At 62.3% G+C, this 21,041-nt stretch carries 16 protein-coding genes; 14 read left to right on the top strand and 2 right to left on the bottom strand.

From position 1 onward, the window contains the following. Window positions 1–217: 217 nt before the first annotated feature. The 5 genes from F0A16_RS08655 (at window position 218) to F0A16_RS08635 (ending at window position 8,905) form a co-directional block, all read left to right on the top strand. Window positions 218–2,845, top strand: a complete 2,628-nt coding sequence (locus F0A16_RS08655) for a type VI secretion system Vgr family protein (RefSeq protein ID WP_149435004.1) — start codon at window positions 218–220, stop codon at window positions 2,843–2,845. 17 nt (window positions 2,846–2,862) lie between these two features. Then, entirely contained in the window at window positions 2,863–3,777 is a 915-nt protein-coding gene (locus F0A16_RS08650; RefSeq protein WP_149435003.1) for a DUF4123 domain-containing protein, read from the top strand. Beyond that, a complete protein-coding gene (locus F0A16_RS08645) occupies window positions 3,774–6,494 on the top strand; it encodes a T6SS effector BTH_I2691 family protein (RefSeq protein WP_149435002.1) in 2,721 nt (906 codons plus the stop codon). The genes F0A16_RS08650 and F0A16_RS08645 overlap by 4 nt, the downstream gene beginning before the upstream one ends. 3 nt (window positions 6,495–6,497) lie before the next feature. Beyond that, window positions 6,498–7,547 (top strand): DUF6708 domain-containing protein, encoded by a 1,050-nt coding sequence (locus F0A16_RS08640; RefSeq protein ID WP_149435001.1) that lies wholly within the window; start codon window positions 6,498–6,500, stop codon window positions 7,545–7,547. A 302-nt stretch (window positions 7,548–7,849) separates the two neighbouring features. Then, window positions 7,850–8,905: a DUF6708 domain-containing protein gene (locus tag F0A16_RS08635; protein ID WP_187775955.1), complete on the top strand. Its 1,056-nt coding sequence runs from the start codon at window positions 7,850–7,852 to the stop codon at window positions 8,903–8,905. Window positions 8,906–9,223: 318 nt separating this feature from the next. Here the strand turns inward: F0A16_RS08635 and F0A16_RS08630 are convergent, their stop codons facing one another. Next, window positions 9,224–10,246 (bottom strand): LacI family DNA-binding transcriptional regulator, encoded by a 1,023-nt coding sequence (locus F0A16_RS08630; protein ID WP_149434999.1) that lies wholly within the window; start codon window positions 10,244–10,246, stop codon window positions 9,224–9,226. A 323-nt stretch (window positions 10,247–10,569) separates the two neighbouring features. Between F0A16_RS08630 and F0A16_RS08625 the strand changes: the two genes are divergently transcribed. The 6 genes from F0A16_RS08625 to F0A16_RS08600 are packed head-to-tail and all read left to right on the top strand — an operon-like array spanning window position 10,570 to window position 18,330. Further along, window positions 10,570–11,499: a Bug family tripartite tricarboxylate transporter substrate binding protein gene (locus F0A16_RS08625; protein WP_187775954.1), complete on the top strand. Its 930-nt coding sequence runs from the start codon at window positions 10,570–10,572 to the stop codon at window positions 11,497–11,499. Between the two features lie 49 nt (window positions 11,500–11,548). Beyond that, window positions 11,549–12,001 carry a tripartite tricarboxylate transporter TctB family protein gene (locus tag F0A16_RS08620; RefSeq protein ID WP_187775953.1) on the top strand — a complete coding sequence of 151 codons (453 nt, stop codon included), beginning with the start codon at window positions 11,549–11,551 and terminating at the stop codon, window positions 11,999–12,001. Window positions 12,002–12,017: 16 nt separating this feature from the next. Beyond that, window positions 12,018–13,565, top strand: a complete 1,548-nt coding sequence (locus F0A16_RS08615) for a tripartite tricarboxylate transporter permease (protein WP_149434996.1) — start codon at window positions 12,018–12,020, stop codon at window positions 13,563–13,565. Continuing rightward, a complete protein-coding gene (locus tag F0A16_RS08610) occupies window positions 13,562–15,325 on the top strand; it encodes a solute:sodium symporter family transporter (protein WP_149434995.1) in 1,764 nt (587 codons plus the stop codon). The genes F0A16_RS08615 and F0A16_RS08610 overlap by 4 nt, the downstream gene beginning before the upstream one ends. 38 nt (window positions 15,326–15,363) lie before the next feature. Beyond that, window positions 15,364–16,512 (top strand): mandelate racemase/muconate lactonizing enzyme family protein, encoded by a 1,149-nt coding sequence (locus tag F0A16_RS08605; RefSeq protein WP_149434994.1) that lies wholly within the window; start codon window positions 15,364–15,366, stop codon window positions 16,510–16,512. 21 nt (window positions 16,513–16,533) lie between these two features. Continuing rightward, window positions 16,534–18,330, top strand: a complete 1,797-nt coding sequence (locus F0A16_RS08600) for an alkaline phosphatase family protein (protein WP_149434993.1) — start codon at window positions 16,534–16,536, stop codon at window positions 18,328–18,330. Window positions 18,331–18,344: 14 nt separating this feature from the next. Here F0A16_RS08600 and F0A16_RS08595 read toward each other — a convergent pair whose 3' ends face one another. Further along, window positions 18,345–19,232, bottom strand: coding sequence for a LysR family transcriptional regulator (locus F0A16_RS08595; RefSeq protein WP_149434992.1), 888 nt, complete (start codon window positions 19,230–19,232; stop codon window positions 18,345–18,347). Between the two features lie 99 nt (window positions 19,233–19,331). Here F0A16_RS08595 and F0A16_RS08590 point away from each other — a divergent pair, with 99 nt between their 5' ends. Genes F0A16_RS08590 through F0A16_RS08585 form a run of 3 tightly spaced genes read left to right on the top strand, consistent with a single transcriptional unit; the run spans window position 19,332 to window position 20,987 of the window. Beyond that, window positions 19,332–20,429: an aldo/keto reductase gene (locus F0A16_RS08590; protein ID WP_149434991.1), complete on the top strand. Its 1,098-nt coding sequence runs from the start codon at window positions 19,332–19,334 to the stop codon at window positions 20,427–20,429. 46 nt (window positions 20,430–20,475) lie between these two features. Next, a complete protein-coding gene (locus F0A16_RS22110) occupies window positions 20,476–20,604 on the top strand; it encodes a hypothetical protein (RefSeq protein WP_275401754.1) in 129 nt (42 codons plus the stop codon). After that, window positions 20,601–20,987, top strand: a complete 387-nt coding sequence (locus F0A16_RS08585; RefSeq protein ID WP_149434990.1) for an Ldh family oxidoreductase — start codon at window positions 20,601–20,603, stop codon at window positions 20,985–20,987. The genes F0A16_RS22110 and F0A16_RS08585 overlap by 4 nt, the downstream gene beginning before the upstream one ends. Window positions 20,988–21,041 lie beyond the last annotated feature (54 nt).

The raw sequence follows: 21,041 nt of genomic DNA, 5'->3' as shown, positions 1-21,041 counted from the left end.
CGGGCCATGTCGATCTGCCTCGGCTCGGCAGTCCTCAAATGACCCCGACTCATCGAGAGAGCCGTCACTTCATCAAAAATCTTAGCCATCAATGGCAATTCTCTTACAAACATTCGGTAGATACCGCGTTATCCTACCGAATGGCATCATGTGGGGTCATCGCTAGCCGATTGCCCGGGCCACACGAAAACCTGAGTCCCGTCATCAGGAAGAGAACATGCTCAACGACCTTCTCGACACCTTCGACATCGACCTGTCGCAGTCGCAGCGGCTGCTGACCCTCGACATCGCCGGCACCGCCTTCGTGCCCCACCGGCTGGTGGGCGAGGAGCGCGTCAGCGAGCCGTTTTGCTACCGGCTGGACTGCATCTCCCAGCAGGGCGACATCGAGCTCAAGACGCTGATGGCCCAGCCGGCCCGGCTTTCGATCCTGCAGGCCGACGGCCGCTACCGCCCGCTGCACGGGCTGGTCTCCGAGGCGGCGCTGCTGGGCGAGGACGGCGGCGTCACCTACTACCAGCTCACCCTGGTGCCATGGCTCAAGATGCTCGAGCTGGGCCGCGACAGCCGGATCTTCCAGGACCGCAGCGTCGTCGATGTGCTCACCGCCGTGTTCGACGGCCATGAACTGGCCAAGGGCCGCTACCGCTTCGACCTGCGCCGCGACTATCCCGCCCGCAGCTACTGCGTGCAGTATCGCGAAAGCGATCTGAACTTCGTCAGTCGTCTTATGCAGGAAGAAGGGCTTTGGTATTACTTTGAATATAGCGACGACAACGACGGCGCTGACGGCGGCGCCGAGGGTGAGCGTCGGACCTTCGACGGCCACCGCCTGGTGATCACCGACGACGTCGACACCACCCGCCCCGTCAGCCCCCAGGCGATCCGCTTCCACCGCCAGGCGGCCACCGAGCGCGAGGATGCCCTCACCCAGTGGGGCGGCGTGCGCACCCAGCAGCCCACCCGGGTCAGCGTCGGCACCTTCGACTACAAGCAGCCCTCGCTCACCAAGCGCACCGGGCTCGACACCCTGAGCGATCAGGGCAACCTGCCGCCGACCGAGCTCTACGACTACGCCGGCGAGTATTACTACCACGGCTACGAGCGCGGTGAACGGCTGACCGAGAACCGCCTCGAGTCCCACGAATCCCGCGCCAAGCGCTTCCGTGGCAGCGGCGGCGCCCGCCAGCTCCAGGCGGGGCGCTGGTTCGAACTCACCCAGCACCCGCTGCACGACACCGGGGGCGAGCAAGAACGCCAGTTCCTGCTGCTGGGCGTCACCGTTCACGCCGAAAACGCGCTGCCGGTCTCGGCCCAGCTTCAGGCGCTGCCCGGCAGCCTGCAGCCGCAGATCGACGCTGCCAAGAAAGCGCACGGTCTCGAGGCGGATACCGCAGACCCTACCGGCGAGCGCCTGTCGGACTATGCCACCGGCGGTACCGGCCATTTTCTGGTCGATCTCGAAGCCCAGCGTCGCACCCAGCCCTATCGCCATCCGCTGACCCATCAGCGCCCGGTGATCGGCGGGCCCCAGACCGCCACCGTGGTCGGCCCCGCCAATGAAGAGATCCACACCGACCATCTCAACCGGGTACGGGTGCAGTTCCACTGGGACCGCCAGGGCCAAAACGATGAGAACTCCAGCGTCTGGCTGCGGGTCTCCCAGCCCAACGCCGGTGCCGGCTGGGGCGGGGTGTTCGTGCCGCGTATCGGCCAGGAAGTGCTGGTCGACTTCCTCGAAGGTGATGCCGACCGGCCGCTGATCACCGGCCGGGTCTACAACGGCGAGCAGACCCCCGACTGGCACAGCCACGGCTTGCTCTCGGGGTTCAAGAGCAAGACCTACCGCGGCAGCAAGTACAACGAACTCGTCTTCGACGACGCCACCGACCAGGAGCGGGTGCGGCTCAACTCCGAAGCCGAGAAGAGCCAGCTCAACCTCGGCTACCTGATCCACCAGACCGGCAACACCCGTGGCGCCTTCCGCGGCACCGGGTTCGAACTGCGCAGCGACGCTTATGGCGCCATCCGCGCCAACCAGGGGCTCTACCTCACCAGCTGGGGCCAGCTAGGCGCCAGTGGCGACCAGCTCGACCTCACCCCGGCGCGGCAGCAGCTCGACAGCGCCTACCACCTCACCGACAGCCTCAGCCAGAGTGCGGCGGACCACAACGCCGAAGCCCTCGACAGCCGGACGAACCTCAAGCAGGCCGGTGAAGACGCCGACGACCGCTACGGCAACAGCGAACAGCTTGCGGACGCCAAGCAAGACAACGCCCGTGGCGCCTCCGACAGCGGCGGCCGGGGCGAAGCCGCACGCATGAAAGCACCGTGGCTGCATATGGCCTCGCCCGCCGGCATCACCCTGAGCACGCCGGAATCGACCCACCTGGCCCAGGGCCGCTCGCTGAGCGTCTCCAGCGGCGAGGATGTCAATATCGCCACCGGCAAGCGCCTGGTGGCCTCGATCTCCGAGAAGCTCTCGCTGTTCGTGCAGAAGGCGGGCATCAAGCTGTTCGCGGCTCGCGGCAAGGTCGAAGTTCAGGCCCAGAGCGATGCGATGGAGTTGACCGCGCAGAAGGACGTCAAGATCACCTCCACCGAAGGGCGGATCGAGATCAACGCCGCCAACGGCATCCTGCTGAACAGCGGTGGCGGCTATATCCGCATCGAAGGCGGCAATATCGACGTCCACGGCCCCGGCAAGATCGATATCAAGGGGGCCCAGCACAGCTTCGGCGGGCCGGCGAGCATGGATGCCGCCATGCCCGAGTTGCCGGAGGGGGCCTGTGAGACCCAGTTTGCCGGAGACGATTCGGCTTCTGCGGGTGCCAGCGCGCTATAGCCGGAGAGGCCGAGATCATGGAGAGTCAGAAAACGTCCCCAAAGCAGGATAGCCCGGCCTCTCGGGTTGGCGCGGCCAAGCCGTTCGACCCCAACTGGCTACAGCCGGATAGACACCGATATGCACTATTGAATCCGCTACACGTTGCGTCCAGCGATCGCGACGACCTGGATAGCCACACGTTGAAAACGCCGAGCGTCAAGGTACGCGATCCGCTGCTACCTCAGCTGGTCTGTTTGGCGTCACTCTCGCTGACACAGCGTGAGCATCTGACCAAGCGGATCGAGCAGTACGCCAAGCGCGGTAGCGTCTTTCTGTCTGCCTTGCTGCAAAGTGAAGCGGACACCGAAGCGGTGATCAGGCACTTCCGTTTCACTCTCGAACAGCCACGTCCGGGAAGCCGAAAACGCTGGTGGCTGCGTTGCTACGATCCGCGAGTCTTTCGTCACTTGTGCTGGCTGCTCGAGACCGTGAGCATGGATCGCCTGCTGGGTCCCATCACCTGCTGGCGTTGGCCGAATCAGTACGGCCAGTGGCATGCGCTCGAGCGCCATGAAGCGTCCGATCTTTCGACTCGGGCGCCTTTGCTGTCTGCCTCGCAGTGGTCGTGTATCGACCGCATGGCCTCTCTCAACGCCGTCATCGACCGGCTGGCCATGCTGAAGCCGGAAGCCGTGGCCTCGTTCGACGACTACAGGGATTTGGACGGTCTGCTGGTCAAGGCACAGCAGCTCGGCTTGGCCGACGCCGAGGGCCGCCAACTCTACGCCGAGCAAGCCGCTCGTTTTCACCCACACATTCACGATCACCCCGAGATGCGACGGCGCCTCGATCAGACGGTCGAGACACAGGGCAGCTACGTGCGCCGCTGTGAAGACCTCTCAGCCCAGTCGTTACTCGCCATGGCACGGGAACTGGAGACCATCACATGAGTGGAGCATCCGAGGACGTACAATCGATCGCCAATTGTCGCGTGTGCCAGCGCAGCGGGTTGCCGATTCTGCCACTGCGATATGCCGTCACGCGAACGGATGGTGGCGATCAGGCCGGGCATCCTCCTGGCCCTGAAGTCAGTGATCCGCTAATGGACGACAGTCTTTCGGCAACGCCACTGCCCGAAGGCCAGCGCTACACGCTCAGATTGCTGCGTGCCGGCTTTCTCTACGTGTTCAACGAGACGCGTGGCCGCTGGATCGGCCATGTCGTCACCGACAAGGGCTACCTGATCGAGTATGTCGACGTCTCTCACGACGAAGTGGTGGCGATCGATCCCGATAGCCCGCAGCCTATCGATGGCCGCTTGCAGCCGCCTGCCGACGAGCAGGAGTTCGCTTGCGCTGCCAACCCCTCGCACGCCTATCCGGGGCGTTGCGTAATGGTTCCCGATGCCGATAAGGCCGATAACGTCTATCTCTCCTTTTCCGATGTGGCCTGGACCAAGCGGGTGTGGAAAGAGTACGCGACGAACGCGAACCAGCGACGTGACAACATGCGTCGGGTCTCGCTCGGGGCATGGCGTGGTGGTAGCGCACCCTATGCAGAGTCGCTGGAGAAACTGGGGGACATTGTCGCCGAGGCCGGGCGTATCTGGACGCCGCCCGAACGGCATGGTACTTCCGGCACATGGCGACCCGGCGCTTCGGGAACCTGGGAACGTCAGGTAGGACACGCCTTCGAGTTCAGCCCATTTCCGTTCCATGGCATGAAAGAGCAGGTCGAGGGACTCAAGCGGTGGGCAGACGAACAGGCCGAACCGCTGGATATGACACCCATGCTGGTCGCGCTGGAAGACCCGGTGGGGATTTCGGCAGATCTGGCCAGCCTGATGGGAGTTCGGTTGAAGGAGAAGATGGCCGACCCTGAACAGGCCCGCCCTCTAGCGGTCTCCTCGGCCATCGATAACATCCGCCAAAGCATTCGCGAGGATGCTGAAAATCGCCAGATCTACCGTACCGAGCGTGACGCTTATCAGATGGTCTACGGTGGCCCCGGCGCTGGTGGCCAGGCGTTGGCAGGCCTGCTTATCGATGGCTTTCAAGAGCGCCAGGAAGAGATGCTGGAGCGTTGGCGCAACCCCACACCAGCACAACTGGTGGCCGCCAAGGAGGATGCCTGGAGCGACTATACCGCCAAGCTGGATATGTCTCGGCTTCAGACTTGGGAAGCGGCGTGGCAGAGTGAGATGCGCGACTTCGACAAAAATCGCATTGTGCCCCTGGCGCGTGCTCATGTCAGTTGGATGCAGAGCGATCCACTCTATCATCAGATGAATGCGGTGCATGACGACCAGGATATCGAATCTGGCGCCGCATTCGTGGATGCCATGCTTATATGCATTCAGGATACCCAGCAGTATTCACCCTGCGCGGACCTTTATCACCGCTGGCTATCTGCGTCGAACCTTGACCACCGTAACCTGGCGCTGCGTGCACTGGGCTACAACCAGAAAATCATATTGGAGCGGTGGGAAGGGCACGTTAGCGGCGGCTTACAGCCTGACTCCCTGCGCGGTCTACCATGGGATGGCTTGATCAGTGGATATGAAAACGCACTTAAGGCTCTTCAGGACGGTAGCCAGAACGCCGTAGTCCGGCTGACGGCAGCTTTGGGCGGGCCTTTCGCTAAGGTAGCGGCCAAGGCGGTCGATGGTGTCGTCGGCCCTGCGCTAGTCGGTATGGGCGTCATTGCACGTTCGCCTGTCATCCTGGCTGACGTGACGATGAGCAAGAAAGCCGCGATTGCGGAACTGGTCTCTAGAATGGCGGCCATCAACCCTGAGATCGGTAGTCTGGAAGACCTGAATCGTGCCATCGACATCCAGATGCGCAAGGCACGCATTTATGGTGTGCCGGTCGAAGGGACCGGAAGATTTCGCTACTTGATCCTGGCCAATCCCAAAGTCATCGAAGATTTCCCCGGCCTGAACGCTCAAGGTGGCGCAAGGCAACTGGCGGAATCGGCAATCCTGACCCCGGCAGATCGGCGCGCGTTGACACAGCTCAGGTGGCGGCAACTGCTGCCCACCGAGGCTGGGCTTGGCGTGGTCACGGGTATTCTGCAGGCCATGGCGCTGTTCAAACTATCCGATGATCTGGACAGCAGCATGGCCTACGAGCGAGGTGAGAACCGGCGGCGCTTCTGGACGGGGACGGCTGGGCTGGTAGGTACAGTCGCGGAAACGGTCGGTAAATGGTCTGAGAGTGCTGTGAAGGCGGGTAGTCGATACGCCTTACGTATGGAGAAGACAATCGGCCTCTGGCTAAGGGTAGGTGGGCGAGTGCTAGGGGTAGGCGCAGGTGTGGTAATGGCTGCTTGGGACAGTGTTCGTGGTTGGCAGGAAGTGCAGGAAGGTAACGCGCTTGTCGGTGGGCTATTGTTCACCTCTGCTGGGTTTAGTGTCTTTGCAACCGGGGTGTTTGCTGGCTGGTTTGGAGCGACGATTTTTGGGGTTTCTGCTACAGGCATTGGAATTGTTTTAGTTGTTTTAATTGTAGTTATTGCAGTTGTGATTGAGATTTTTAAAGATGATAAGATACAGGATTGGATGGAGCGTTGTTACTTTGGAAAATTTGATGTCTCTGAGCGCTATGGTGATTCAAAACGAGAAATTGGCGAGCTGAAGACTGCGCTGAATAGTGTGGGAGGTTGAGTTATGGATTATTCTGGTCTCGGTAAGAGGAATCGGTTCTCCGTCGGTTATCGTCTAAGCGATGAGAAATCTTCTGCTCGCTATATTCAAGGTGAATCTGTAAAAGGCATGCCGATGGATTTTTTTTCGGTCATAAAAGTCAATAGTAGTTATATTGAGTTGGTAGACCGTTGGTATCCAATTCGCGGGTTTTGGGCATGGCTTTCAGTGATGCTGGGATGCGGTTCGCTATTGGTGTCTGGCGCGTTGTTATATGCGGTTTTTTTTCCAATAGGTGAACCGATGATTCCGGGGGTGGGAGCAAAAATATTTTTTTTATTTCTCTCCTTGATGTTCTTTTTAGTTTCTTGGTTTGGGGCATGGTACGCTTTCAAAGTTGAGTGTTTAGGATATACCCATTATCCCATCCGCTTGAACAGGAAGACTCGAGAAGTTTATTTTTTTCGCCAAGATGGAACAGTGTTAACCGTGCCTTGGGAGTCTCTTTCTTTGACGCTGGGTGAATCCAAGAATCCTCTAGTTGGAAAGACTTATGACCTGCGTGCTCGTGTACTGGAGGAAGACGGTGAGACGGTTCGCGAATCGTTCTCTTTAGGCTATACATTTCCAGGTAAGCCTGAGTCAATGGATAAATTTTGGGCTTTCTTACAGCCTTATATGGAAGCCGAAGATGGTGTGGAACGCACGTGTCGAGAGTTAAGAAAGAGCCTTTTGATGCCAGTCGATGGTCGTCGAGAAGGCTGGCGATGGAGTATTTTTCGGACTTTTGCTCCAGGGCTACATTACCCATGGACAATGCTTCTGTTATGCATCCCATTAGGTTTGAATGCTGTGGGCCGTATGCTTGCAATGAGTACTTGCAAAATACCGCAATGGCCGGAAGAGGTGGAGCGAGCCAATCCGGTGGAACCGGACGACCCTTACCGACTGACCTGGCGCGATAATGGCCCGCTGGGCTGGTGGGAGCTTTACTGGCCCCTTCTATGTACCGTTATTGGCGTGGGTGCTTTTATCGGGATTTTAGGCTGGGTGATTTCCGGCCTATGGCGATAATGATTGAACATTATTCGTCAACAGCCGTCGACCAGTGACGAGCTGGCAGCGTGGAAGCTCATAGCAACCTGCTATGGGCTTTTCTGGTGCATTCTAACTGCTGTCCAGTGTCACGAAAATTCGTCTTGCATTTACTAAATGCGGCTCAGCTGAGTGACAGGTTGCTTTACTGTCAGTGCCCCCTCTTTCTGTGTGTTCAGATTTGCCCAATACTGGTCGCATAAGGGTGTATGATCATCATTATCCGAAGTCCGAGATGTGAGAGCGTGACTTGAATGGTCAGGTGAACTAGGTAAATTAAGATGGATTATGCTGGGCTGGATTATCGGAATGTTCGCTTCCCTGTTAACCGAGCCTTGACAGAGGCTGAACGCGCTTCGCGTTATAATCAAGGGCAGCGGGGAAGGGCTACGCCGATGGATTTTCTATCGGTTGTGAAGTTTAATTCAGAATATATGGATCTTGTTGACAGATGGTACCCAATAAAGGGTTTTAATGTGTGGTTGGGAGGGTGCGTCTTATTAACTTCCATAGGCATGCTATTTGCAATATATGGAGGTGTTTTCTTTTCTGGTCGTACTGCCCCAGTGGAAGTGGTGGACTGGGTTGGTATTGTTGGCCTGACGCCACTTTTTCTGTGCTTGGCATGGGCTGGTTGGTGGCTAATCCGCACCGAGTGTGGGCGATACACTCATTACCCGATTCGCCTGAATCGAAAAAGCCGTCAAGTCTATTTTTTTCGACAGGATGGCACGGTATTGACCGTGCCGTGGGAATCATTGTTTCTGACATTGGGTGAATCGAAAAGCCCTTTGGCAGGAACGACGTATGACCTACGCGCTCATGTGCTCGACGATGATGGCGAAACGGTTCGCGAGTCTTTTTCGCTTGGTTACCCTTCACCACTAGGTAATGCGCAGTCGATTGATAAGTTTTGGGCCTTTCTGCAACCCTATATGGAAGCGGAAGGTGGCGTGGAGAGAACCTGGCACCACCTCAAGGGAAATACCGGGTATTTGGTGCCGGTCGATAATCGCAGGGAAGGCTGGCGCTGGAGCATTGCCCGTAGCTTTATGCTGGGAGCCCACTGGCCTTACCTTCAGCTTCTGTTTTCGCCCTTCCTTGGACTGAATGCACTAGGCCGTATGTTGGCAATGAGCACCAGTAAAATACCGCAATGGCCGGAAGAGGTGGAACGAGCCAATCCAGAGGAGCCGGACGACCCTTACCGACTGACTTGGCGCGATAATGGCCCGCTGGGCTGGTGGGAGCTTTACTGGCCCATGCTGTGTACTGTGATTGGCGTGGGGGCTTTCGTCGGTGCTCTTGGCTGGATCGTCTCCACTTTATGGCGCTAGTCACCGGATTTCTTTGCTAGCAGAATCACTCATTGATTCGTTGCGGCTTGCAGCGCCTAGGCAGAGCGGTATGGCGGTCAGTGATGGCAGCTTCAGCGGGCGGGGCAAGATCCCCGCTATCTTATCCTGGGAAGAATGATTGCTGGTTATTCGTGGACGGTCTATCGCAACGAAGCTGCGTTCACCGGCCGGGTCTATAACGACGAGCCGTCCCCCAACTGGCACCGCCATGGCCTGCTCCTCGAGTGCCACGCACGGGTCTTCGATGGCGTCATTCCACCTCTGGCGCGAGTCGTATCTTGAGCGCTAGCGGTGTCCTCAAACGCTCTCCCGCTCCACCAGCCTCACCCCCAGATCCAGTCGCTTCTCCGCCTCCGGGAGTTTGCTGGCAAGACTGGCCAGCAGCAGCCGGGCGGTGTGCTGGCCGATCTCCCGGCGTGGCGGTTCGATGGTGGTGAGAGGGGGCACGGTGCTGGTGGTGAAGTCCAGGTTGCCGAAGCCGGCAAGGGCGATGCGGCCGGGAACGTCCCACGCCTGTCGCTGGCATTCGCACAGTACGCCGAGCGCCACCATGTCGTTGGAACAGGCAATGGCCTCGATCTCCGGATGATCCTGCATCAGCGCGTGAGTCAGCCGTCCGGTCTCCTCGGCGTGGCTGCGTCCGCTCAGCTCCCGCAGTTCGACCGTCCCGCCGGCGGCCTCCACCGTGTCCCGAAAGCCGTGGTAGCGGTCCCGCGCACGCACATCGCGCTGGAAGTTGGTGCTGACGAACGCCATCCGGCGGCGTCCCTGTTGCAGTATGTGCTCGGCCACCAGGCGGCCGCAGGCGTGGTGAGAGAATCCCACCACCATGTCTAGCCCCGGCTGGCCGTAGTCCCACATCTCGACGATGGGCGTATCGTTGTTGGCCAGCACCGATAGCGACTTGCGGGTGTGCAGGAAGCCGGTCAGCACCAGGCCGGCGGGGTTCCAGCTCAGAATCGAGCGAATCAGCTCCTCCTCCCGCGCATCGTCGAATTCGGTGTTGCCGATCAGCAGTTGATAACCGGCGCTTCGCAGATGACGTTCGAGGGTTTCCAGCGTCTCCGAGAAGAACGAGTTGGTGATGGTGGGCACCAGCACGCCGATCACGTTGGAGCGCGACGACGCCAGCCCGCCGGCCATGGTGTTGGGCAGATAGCCCAGCCGGTCGATGGCCGCCTGGATCTTCTCGGCGCGCCCAGGGGAGACCTCGTCCGGACGACGCAGATAGAGTGACACCGTGCTCGGCGACACGTTTGCCAGTCTGGCGACTTCTCCCATGGTGACGCGCTGCGAACCGCGTCGTCGTCGTTTGGTCAAGATTCCGTTACCTCGTTCCCGACCCCGCGTTCGGGTCGGATAAGCCGATGAAGTTTTCTTCGTTTCCCTCTAGGGCCCGCCCGCTAGTGTAACGGGTCTGGCGCGTCGCTTCGTGAGGGGAGAAGCGCCGCGCTCGGACCGCGACCTGGGTCGAGGTCTACGACGAATGGACGATAACGACGCGTTGTTCGTGTCTATTCGTAGCGCTACGATTTTAGGCCATGTCGAGGAAGAATTCTCCTGAACGGGCTCGAAAGAGGCCAAATATCTGACGGCAGCGCTGGTTTCGCTTGTTTTCGCAGCGCTACGAAATGGAGCCAACCATGAAGTCACTGCGCTATTCCCTGGCCGCCCTGGCCCTGATCGGCACCACTCACGCGGCCGTGGCTGCCGACAACCTTGAGATCATCGTGCCGTTCGCGGCGGGTGGTGCGACCGATATCGTCGCTCGCAGTTTCGAGCCGACCTTTTCGCAACAGCTCGGCGTCACGTCGGTGGTGCGCAATGTCGCCGGTGCCAGTGCCACGGTGGGCACGGCGGAAGTCGCCAACAGCGAGGGCAATCCCAACATCATCGGCTACGAGCCTGCCGGGGCGCTGTCGATCCAGCCCTCGTTGAAGAAGTTGCCCTACGGCCCGGACAGCTTCACCTACATCTGCCGCACCGTGTCCAATCCGATGTTCCTGATGGTCTCGAAGTCCTCCGACATCACCTCGTTCAAGCAACTGGTCGAGGAGTCCCAGGATCAGCCGTTCCTCTACGGCTCCTCCGGCCCGGGGACGCTGCCGCATCTCGCCATGGCGGCGACGGTGGTCAACAGTGATCTCAAGGCGGAACACGTGCCCTACAGCGGTTCGGGTCCGGCGATGAACGCGCTGGCGGGCAACGAGATCCAGATCATGGCGGATACCGAAACCATCCTCGAGAACTACGACCTGCGCCCGCTGGCGGTGTTCGCCGATCACCGCGTCGAGGGCTATGACGACGTGCCGACGGTGGAGGAGCTTGGCCTGCCGGCGCTGGATTTCGCGGTCTGGCAGGGCGTCGTCGCGCCCAAGGGGATCTCGGACGAGCGTGCCCAGCAGTACGCCGAGGCGTGCAAGGCGACGGTCGAATCGGACAAGTTCAAGAGCTTCGCCGACAAGGCCAAGGCGGGGATCGCCTATCTCGGGCCGGATGACTTCAAGGCGTTCGTCCAGAAGCGTTTCGAAACCAACAAGCAGGTGCTCGAGGACGCGGGCCTGGCACCGTAATCCGTTCTTTCACTCTCTTGTTTTCTCGATCTCCCAGGAGCCGCGGTTCATGTTCGCTTCCTTGATCCACCCTCGGGTATTGACCGCGCTGGCGCTGCTGGTGGCCGGCGCAGGCCTCTCGATCACCGCCTGGCAGGGGCCCGAGAGCGCCATGCTGGTGCCGCGTATCGTGCTCACGATCTGGTGCGTGATGGCACTGGCGATCCTGGTCGGCGAGCTGATCCGCCAAGCGCCGAGGCAACCCAAGGCGTCGCCGCGGGGGGCGCGCTCGCCGCTGCCGTTGCTGATGGCGGCGGTGCTGGTCGCCGCGGTGGCCACGGCGAGCCTCGGCTTCCTGATCCCGGCGCTGCCGCTGGTGGCGTTGACGCTATGGCTGTTTCGAATCCGGCGGCCGCTGCCGTTGGTGCTGGGGACGATCGTGATCGGCGGCGGGCTGTGGTTCCTGTTCCATCACGTGCTGATGATCCGGTTGCCGGCGCTGTTGACGAGTGGTCTGGTTTGATGGAGGGGAATCTGAGATGGACGTGATTCTGGCGGCGGTCGGCGACGCCTTCACCTGGCAGGCGCTGCTCGCCATCGTGATCGGCACCTGGGCGGGCATCATCATCGGCGGGCTGCCCGGGCTGGGCTCGGTGGTGGGCTTGACGATCTTTCTGCCGTTCACCTTCGGCATGGATGTCATTACCAGCATGGCGCTGTTGATCGGCGTCTACTGCGGCTCGGTCTACGGCGGTTCGATCACCGCGATCCTGATCAACACGCCGGGTACGCCGCAATCGGCGGCGACCACCTTCGACGGCTACCCGATGACCCAGCAGGGTCGGGTCGACGAAGCGCTGGGTTGGGCGACCTTCGCCTCGTTCTTCGGCGGCGTGCTCTCCTGCGTGCTGTTGATCTTCTGTGCGCCACAACTGGCCAAGTTCGCCGTCAACTTCGGTTCGATCGAGGTCTTCGCGCTGGTCTGCCTGGCGATGCTCTGCATCGTCGGGATCTCCCGCGGCAGCCTGCTCAAGGGGCTGGTGTGCGGGATGATGGGGTTCTTCTTCTCGACGGTCGGCAGCGACCCGATCACCGGCGCCGACCGTTTCACCTTCGGCACCTATGCGCTCAGTTCGGGGCTGGATCTGATTCCGGTGGTGGTAGGGGCGTTCGCGCTGTCGGAAGTCTTCGTTCGCTTCTCGGCGCGTAACGAGGAGGCCACCATTATCCCGGAGGCGCGGTTGCGCTTTCCCGGCCTGAGCGAGATCGGTCGACGCCTGATCGAACTGGTGCGCGGCTCGTTCATCGGCAGCTTCGTCGGCGCATTGCCGGGTACCGGCGCGGCCGCGGCGGCCTTCATCAGCTATGCCGCGGCCCAGAAGCTGTCGCCGCGTCGGGCCAACCTGGGCAAGGGCGAGCCGGACGGCATCATCGCCTCGGAGTCTTCCAACAACGCGGTGACCGGCAGCGCCTTCATTCCCACCCTGGCGCTGGGCATTCCCGGCGACGTGGTCACGGCGATGATGATGGGCGCCATGGTGATTCACGGTATCACGCCGGGGGTACGGCTGATGGCGGACCAGGCGCAGACGGTCTACGCGCTGTTCGTGGTGCTGATCATCGTCAACGTCGCCATGCTGATCCTCAGCAAGCCCTCCATCGGCCTGTTCCGCTACCTGTTCAAGCTGCCGCTGGGCTTCGTCATGGGCGGCATCGTGATGTTCAGCTTCATCGGTGCGGTGTCGGTACGCGGCAATCCGCTGGATCTGGTGGTCGCGGCGCTGACCGGCATTCTCGCCTACGTGCTGCGTCGCGGCGGCTATCCGCTGGCGCCGCTGGTCATCGGCATGGTGCTGGGGCCGGCGCTGGAGAGTTCGCTGCGCCGGGGGTTGTTGATCTCGCGAGGCGATTTCCTGTCGTTTTTCACTCATAGCGGTATCGCCACCACGCTGTTCGTGCTGATCGGTCTGTTCCTGGTCTGGACAGTGGCGGCGGGCATACTCGACTGGCGGGCAAAAATCGCTGCCCGTCGCCAGCCGGCGGAATCCGCGGCAAGGAGCGCCACGACACCGGAGGGCGGGCCATGACGCTGACGCTCGTCTCGTTTCTCGGCTTCACGGCGCTGGTCGCCGTCATCTCCTGGTTGAAGACCCGGGGCGACGATCTCGGCCGGATCTCCGGCTATTTCCTGGCCGGGCGCAGCCTGAGCTGGATCGTGATCGCCGGCTCGCTGTTTCTGACCAACATCTCGGCGGAGCAGTTGACCGGGCTCAACGCCAACGCCTTCAGCAACGGCGCCAATGTGATGGCGTGGGAGACCGTGGCGGCGCTGACTCTGATCGTGCTGGCCTTCGTCTTCCTGCCGCGCTATCTGCGCTCCGGCATCGGCACCGTGCCGCAGTTTCTCGAGCACCGCTACGGCCGGCGGATGCGGCTCGTCGCCTCGTTCATCTTCATCTACGCCATCGTCATCGGCTTCCTGCCCTTCGTGCTCTACGCCGGTGCGATCACCCTCGGCCAACTGTTCGATATCGGCACGCTGTTCGGCATCGGACAGACCGCCACCACCTGGGTGATGGTCATCGCCATCGGCGTGGTCGGGGGCATCTACGCGGTCTTCGGCGGGCTCAAGGCGGTGGCGGTCTCGGACACCATCAACGGCGTCGGCCTGCTGATTGCCGGGCTGCTGGTGCCGATCCTGGGCCTCTATACGCTGGGCGGCGGTGATCTATTCGGCGGCTGGCAGGTGATGACGACCCAGGCGCCGGAGCGGCTCAACGCCGTCGGCACCTCGGCGGACGCCAACATCCCCTGGTACGGCATGATCTCCGGGGTGCTGCTGATCAATCTGTTCTACTGGTGCACCAACCAGGCGATCGTGCAGCGGGCGCTGGGCGCGCGTTCGCTGGCCGAGAGCCAGAAGGGCGTGCTGGTCGCCGGATTCCTCAAGATGGCCGGCGTCTTGATGCTTGTGCTGCCGGGCATCATCGCCTGGCATCTCTATCAGCAGGGCATGCTGGAGATCCCCTCCAAGCCGGGGAGCGAGGCGCTCAACGCCGATGTCGCCTATCCGGTGCTGGTGCGCTCGATCCTGCCGCCATGGCTGACCGGCTTCTTCTGCGCGGCGATGTTCGGGGCGATTCTCAGCTCCTTCAACAGCGGCGTGAACAGTCTCTCGACGCTGATCAGCCTGGATATCTACAAGTCGCTGATCAAGCCGAACGCCACCGACCGCGAGACCGTCCGTGTGGGGCAGCTGTTCGCCACTGCCACCATCGCGATCTGCATCGTGATCGCGCCCTACATCGCCAACGCCGACAGCCTCTACACCCTGATGCGCACCATCATGGCGGTGATCAACGTGCCGATCTTCACGGTGATTCTGTTCGGCGTGATCTCCAAGCGAGCGCCAGCGCTGGCGGGTTACGTCGGCCTCGTCTTCGGCATGGCGTTCTTTTATCTGACGCACTTCGTGCTGGGTGACGATCTCGGCTTCGTCCAGGTCCACTGGCTGCTGCTGGTGGGGATCAACTTCCTGCTGATGCTCGGCGTGATGACGCTGGTGCGCCTGCTGAAGCCGCTGCCCGAGCCGGTCGAGATCCCGGATACGCGGGAAGTCGACACCACGCCATGGCGCTACGCCCGGCACGCCAGCTGGTCGCTGGTGGCGCTGTTCGTGCTGGTCTACGCGGCACTGTCGCCGCTGGGCTTGACCTCGCCCTCCGGCTCTTTCGTCATCGTCCTGGGCGTCAGCGGGGTCACTCTGTTGGTGCTTTACGGCCTCTATCGCCTGATCGCTTCTCGCCTGCGCGGCAAGTCCGCGCAGGTGGCCCGGTCCAGCACGTAAGTTCATCCCACTCTCTATCCGTTGCGGAGTCACTCTCCATGAAGATCACCGATCTCAAGACCCACGTACTGGCCGCGCCGCTGGAACAGCCGTTCTCGTTCTCCCAGGGCTGGGTGCATCAGCGCACGGCGATGCTGGTGGAGATTCACACCGAAGATGGCCTGATCGGCTGGGGCGAGTGCGTCAACCACGGCCTGCAGCCGCCGCAGGTCGCCCAGACGATGGTCGAACACGCGCTCAAGCCGCTGGTGATCGGGCGTTCGGTGTTCGAGCGCGAAGTGCTGTGGGAGACGATGTACAACCACACCCGCCCCTACGGCCAGAAGGGCGTGGCGCTGTTCGGCATCGCGGCGATCGACATCGCGCTGTGGGACCTGGCCGGCAAGGCGCTGAACCAGCCCATTCACCGGCTGATGGGCGGCGCATTCCGCAACGAGATTCGCCCCTACGCCACCGGCTTCTATCGCCGCGAGGGCGGCAGCTATCCCGAGGAAGTGGTCGAGGAGGCGCTGCGCCATCAGGCCAACGGCTACCGGGCGATGAAGATCAAGACCGGCTTCGGGATCGAGGCGGACATTCGTGACATGCGCGCGGTGCGGGAAGCGGTGGGCGACGAGATCGCGCTGATGATGGATGCCAACTGCGCCTACAGCGTGCCGGCGGCGCGGCGCATCCTGATGGAGCTGGAGGAGACGCGGGTGCACCTGTTCGAGGAGCCGCTGAGCCCGGAGAACCGCCACGGCTATCGCGAGCTCAAGGGCGTTTCGCGTACCTGGATCGCCGCCGGCGAGAACGAGTACTCCAAGATCGGCTACCGCGACTGGATCAGCGAAGGTGCGCTGGACGTGATCCAGCCGGATATCGGCGCCGCCGGCGGCCTCACCGAGTGTCGCAAGATCGCCGCGCTGGCCCAGGCCTTTCACGTACCGATGATCCCGCACGTCTGGGGCACCGGCGTGGGGTTGGCCGCCGCCGTCCAACTGATCGCCACCTTGCCGCCGCAGCCGCTCTCGCTCACCCCCGACGAACCCATGCTCGAGTACGACCAATCGGCGCATCCGTTCCGTCAGGAGCTGATTGGCGGCGAGTTCCAGCTCAACGCCAACGGCTGTGTCGAAGTGCTCGACAAGCCGGGCCTCGGCATCGAGATCGATCGATCCATCATCGACCAGTACACCGTCCAGTAACTGGCGCCCACAGGAGATCTCATGAGTCGCAACCGTAAAATCCTGCTGCTGGGCGTCGATGGCCTGATCCCCGAGCTGGTCGAGCGCTTCTGCGCCGAGGGCGTGCTGCCGAACATCCAGCGCTTGCGCGACGAGGGTGGCTCGACGCGGCTGCTGCCCTATATCTCGACCTGGGGCGATACCAATTTCGTCAGCTTTCTCACCGGCCAGGCGCCCGGCACCAGTTGGGTGGGCCAGCGCCTGCCGCCCAGCGGCACCGCACACCTGCTGGAGCTGATGCGCGACGCCGGCCAGCGGGCGGCGCTGGTGCACTTCCCTGAGAGCCTGGTGCCCGCGGGCGAGCGCGATCTCTGCTTCGCGCCGTTCTGGAGCGGCAGCGGCCCCGCGCCGATGGAGCTGGCGCCGGCGTGCCTGCACAGCACCCATCTCGACCGGTGGATCCCGACACCGTCGACCGAAGCGCTGGGCTGGCCGCCCACCGGCACGCTGGCCCATCACCAGAAGCACAATCGCTTCGCCATCGAGAGCACGGATGGCGGCTTCGTCGCGCTGATTCCCGCCCATCGTGGCGAGCCGGTACCGGTAACGTTGCGCCTCGACGGTGAGCGTCTGCGTCTCGAGATCGCGGAAGCGGCAGCGAGCCTGAGCGTCGGCGAATGGAGCGACTGGCAGCCACTGGTGGACGAGCACGCCATTGAGGGCAAACCGGCGGCGGTGCGCTTCAAGCTGCTCGATCTCGATGTCGCCAGCGGCAGGATCGACCTGCTGCAGTCGCAGATCACCGCGCCGCCGGGCAGCAGCGGCAGGCCGGGCCTGGCGCGCCGGCTGATCGAGCGCCACGGCCCGTTCATCTCCAAGTGGGCGGTCTCCGCCGACCCGGACACCCGTTACTTCGAGACCAGTTTCGAAGAGGGGCGCTACCAGCTCGAGTGGCTGGTCGACAGTGCGTTGACCCTGCTCAATGACGAGGACTTTTCGCTCTTCGCCACGGTCTTCCGGCTCAACGACGAGACCCATCACACCTGCCTCGCCCAGTGCGATCCCGAATCCAAGTTCTACACGGCCAGCGATCACGAGCGTTATCTCGACGTCATTCGGCGCTCGTACCGCATTCTCGATGCCGCCGTGGGCCGGGCCCTGGCCGGCTGTGACGACGACACCACGCTGGTGCTCGCCTCCGACCATGGCGACGTGCCCAACTCCCACCTCTGTGATATCCACAGGCGGTTGGCCGAATTCGACCTGTGCACGATCGACGGCGAGGGCAAGCCCGACGTCGCCGCGAGCCAGGCGTTGCTCAAGGACGAGCGCGGCGGGCTGGAGATCTTCGTCAATCGCGACCTCGTGCCGGCAGCCGAGATCGAGCGGGTACAGACGCGCATCCTCAAGGCGCTGACCACCTGGTATGTCGATACCGACACCGGCGAGCGTAACGTGGTCGCGCTGGCGCTCAAGAAACAGGACGCCAGCCCGCTGGGCTACTGGGGCGAGCGGATGGGCGACGTGCTGTTCGCCTACGCCCCCGGCTTCGTCTGGGGCACCAATCAGCGCGGCGATACCGTTGCCGAACTCGTCACCCCCGGCGCCAACCACGGCCCGCAGGTGCCCACTGCCAGCACCGGGTTCGCCTCCAACCACGGCGTGGCGTTCTTCCACGGCGCCGGCATTCGATCAGGCGTCCAACTGCCGTTCGATACCGCTCGCGGCATCCAGCGCATGGACAGCGCCGGCGCCACCTTCGCCCGACTGCTGGGACTCTCCACCGACTCGCTGGAGGGGAAGGTGCTGGAGGGATTGGTGGAGTCGGAGCCGCGATAGGATCGGTCGGTACGTCAAACCTTGAGAAAGTCGATGAGCGCGCGTAGTGGCGCTGGCGTCTGGCGTCGACTGGAGTAGTAGAGAACCGCACCTGGGTAGGAGGGGCTCCAGTCGTCCAGTACCTGCTCGAGCCGGCCTTCGGCCAGGTCGGTCTCGACATCCTGGGCCATGTGCCAGCCAACGCCAACGCCCTGCCGCGTGGTGGCGAGCGCCAGTTCCCACGAGTTACAGATCAGCGGGCCCTGGCACCGGACCCGCAGTTCATGGCCGTTCTTCTCGAAATCCCACGGCAGTAAGGCGCCGCCCGATGACTGGCGATAATTGATGCAGCGATGCCGGCGAAGGTCGCTGGGGTGGGTCGGGTAGCCGTGAGTCCGCCAGTAGGCCGGCGTTGCCGTAACCAGCGTTCTCAGCGGCGGCCCGACGCGAACGCCGATCATGTCTTTTTCGACGGCTTCTCTCAGCCGAATACCAGCATCGAACCCGGCGGAGACGATATCCGTCAGGCCATCTTCCGCCGTGACCTCAACGGTGATATCCGGATGGCTGGTCAGGAACGCCGGTAGCCGCTCGGCCAGCAGGCGCGCCGCAAGCCAGTGAAAGGTGGTGATCTTCACCAAACCACTCGGTGCGTCGCGCCATTCGGAAAGCGCCTCGAGCCCGCTATCGATCTGCGCCAGTGCCGGGTTGAGGTCCCGCAGTAGAGCCTGACCCGCCTCCGTTGGCGCGACAGCGCGGGTCGACCGAGCGAGCAGCCGCACGCCCAATCGCGTCTCCAGTCCGCGCAAGGCGTGGCTCAAGGCCGAGGGAGAAACGCCGAGCTCGGCGGCAGCCGCAGTGAAACTGCGCAGGCGGGCAACAGCGGCGAACACGGCCAGATCATTGAGAGAATGTCTCGTCATTGATGAAATATTCTCACAGAGTCTTGCGCGTTGACACGGCTAATCGAGCGACGAGGGACGCGATAAGTTGGCGTTTTCATCATGATGAGGATTCGCCGCATGCAAATGACTGACTATCGAACCTTCGGCCGCTCTGGGCTGATCGTGAGCCCGATGGCGCTGGGAACCATGACCTTCGGTGCCGGCCGCTGGGGCAGTGATGAGGGGGAGGCGCGTGCCATTGTCGAGACCTATCTCGACGCGGGTGGCAATTTGATCGATACCGCCGACATCTATAGTGGCGGGGAGAGCGAGAAAATGCTCGGCCGAATTCTCGCCGATGGCGGATGGCGCGACCGGGTGGCGATCTCGACCAAATCGGGGTTCTCTCGCCGCGAGGGCAATCCGATGCAGGGCGGTAACGGTGCGTTCAACATCCGCACGAGTCTCGCCACATCACTCAAGCGTTTGCAGACCGACCGCATCGATCTCTACTGGATCCACGTGTGGGACCAGGTGACGCCGGCCGAGGAGGTACTGCGCACGATGGCGGATGCCGTTTCGCGAGGAGACATTCTTCATTACGGATTCTCCAATACGCCCGCCTGGTACGTCGCCAAGATCGCCACGCTGGCTGCGGCGCACGGGTTGCCCGGCCCTATTGGGCTGCAGAATGCGTGGTCTCTGGTCGACCGGGGCGTTGAATGGGACCTGCTACCCATGGCACAGGAATTCGGACTGGGCATGATGCCTTGGAGTCCGCTGGCGGCGGGACTTCTCACCGGAAAATACGGGCGCGAGATGCTGCCCGAGGCAGGTCGAAGCGCCGCGGTGCCGGATCGCGCGGAGGAGAGCGAAGGCCGCAGCGACCGTCTTAGTGGCGATAATCCCTACGGTGGAATGCTATTTACCGAACGCAACTTCGATATCGTCGATGTCGTGCGCGAGGTGGCCGCAGAAATCGACGTGAGCATGGCGCACGTCGCGCTCGCTTGGCTCATCGGTGATACGAGGATGGGGTCGCTGTTGCTCGGTGCGAGTCGTCCGGCGCAGCTGCAGGAGAATATCGCGGCCCTGGAGGTGACGCTATCGGCTCATCAGCGTGCCAGACTGGATGCCGTCAGCGCACTGCCAACGATCAATCCCTATTTCATCTTCGATCTACCGCGCCAGATGCTGTTTGGCGGTCACGCCGTTTCACGCTGGGCACGCAAATAGCCTTGGCAGCCCTACGACGATTCTTATCGACAGATGGAGTAATGACATGTTTGACGTGGTGATCGGCGAGTTCACGGATACCGCCGCCGTCAAGACGATCGCCTCCATGCGCGAGGGCAGCGTGCTGATCAACACCGCACGCAACGTGAGCCGGGTGCTGGAGAACAACGCATGAGCCGCCGGCGACTATCGATTGCCCAGGCCCGCGAACTGGCCATGCAAGCCCTGCTGGGGGCGGGCGTGGGGGCTCGGGAGGCCGGGGCCACCAGCCGGGCGCTGGTCGCCGCCGAATGCGACGGTCTCTCCTCCCATGGCCTGGCTCGACTGCCGTTCTATCTCGATCAGATCCTGAGCGGCAAGGTCGCCGGCGGCGCCGTCCCCGAAGTCCAGGTCAGCGGCAGCGTGGTTCACGTCGACGCCGGACACGGGCTGGCGTTTCCGGCCATTGCGTCGGGGGCGACCGCGTCGTGCCGGTGGCGAAGGAGCTGGGGGTCGCCGCTATCGCGATCCGGCGCTCCCATCACTTCGGGGTGGCCGGTCATCCGGTGGAGTCGCTGACCCGGCGTCCAACTGCCGTTCGATACCGCTCGCGGCATCCAGCGCATGGACAGC

Origin of the sequence: Salinicola corii, from assembly GCF_008298015.1 — a bacterium.
Lineage (GTDB): Bacteria > Pseudomonadota > Gammaproteobacteria > Pseudomonadales > Halomonadaceae > Salinicola > Salinicola corii.
This window is presented reverse-complemented; position numbering and strand designations above follow the sequence as displayed.

Coding starts and splice junctions, on each gene's coding strand:
- F0A16_RS08620 (WP_187775953.1), top strand. CDS start 11,549: ATGTTCGCTTCCTTGATCCACCCTCGGGTATTGACCGCGCTGGCGCTG.
- F0A16_RS08590 (WP_149434991.1), top strand. CDS start 19,332: ATGCAAATGACTGACTATCGAACCTTCGGCCGCTCTGGGCTGATCGTG.
- F0A16_RS08625 (WP_187775954.1), top strand. CDS start 10,570: ATGAAGTCACTGCGCTATTCCCTGGCCGCCCTGGCCCTGATCGGCACC.
- F0A16_RS08595 (WP_149434992.1), bottom strand. CDS start 19,232: ATGACGAGACATTCTCTCAATGATCTGGCCGTGTTCGCCGCTGTTGCC.
- F0A16_RS08650 (WP_149435003.1), top strand. CDS start 2,863: ATGGAGAGTCAGAAAACGTCCCCAAAGCAGGATAGCCCGGCCTCTCGG.
- F0A16_RS08640 (WP_149435001.1), top strand. CDS start 6,498: ATGGATTATTCTGGTCTCGGTAAGAGGAATCGGTTCTCCGTCGGTTAT.
- F0A16_RS08615 (WP_149434996.1), top strand. CDS start 12,018: ATGGACGTGATTCTGGCGGCGGTCGGCGACGCCTTCACCTGGCAGGCG.
- F0A16_RS08655 (WP_149435004.1), top strand. CDS start 218: ATGCTCAACGACCTTCTCGACACCTTCGACATCGACCTGTCGCAGTCG.
- F0A16_RS08585 (WP_149434990.1), top strand. CDS start 20,601: ATGAGCCGCCGGCGACTATCGATTGCCCAGGCCCGCGAACTGGCCATG.
- F0A16_RS08610 (WP_149434995.1), top strand. CDS start 13,562: ATGACGCTGACGCTCGTCTCGTTTCTCGGCTTCACGGCGCTGGTCGCC.
- F0A16_RS08635 (WP_187775955.1), top strand. CDS start 7,850: ATGGATTATGCTGGGCTGGATTATCGGAATGTTCGCTTCCCTGTTAAC.
- F0A16_RS08645 (WP_149435002.1), top strand. CDS start 3,774: ATGAGTGGAGCATCCGAGGACGTACAATCGATCGCCAATTGTCGCGTG.
- F0A16_RS08600 (WP_149434993.1), top strand. CDS start 16,534: ATGAGTCGCAACCGTAAAATCCTGCTGCTGGGCGTCGATGGCCTGATC.
- F0A16_RS08605 (WP_149434994.1), top strand. CDS start 15,364: ATGAAGATCACCGATCTCAAGACCCACGTACTGGCCGCGCCGCTGGAA.
- F0A16_RS22110 (WP_275401754.1), top strand. CDS start 20,476: ATGTTTGACGTGGTGATCGGCGAGTTCACGGATACCGCCGCCGTCAAG.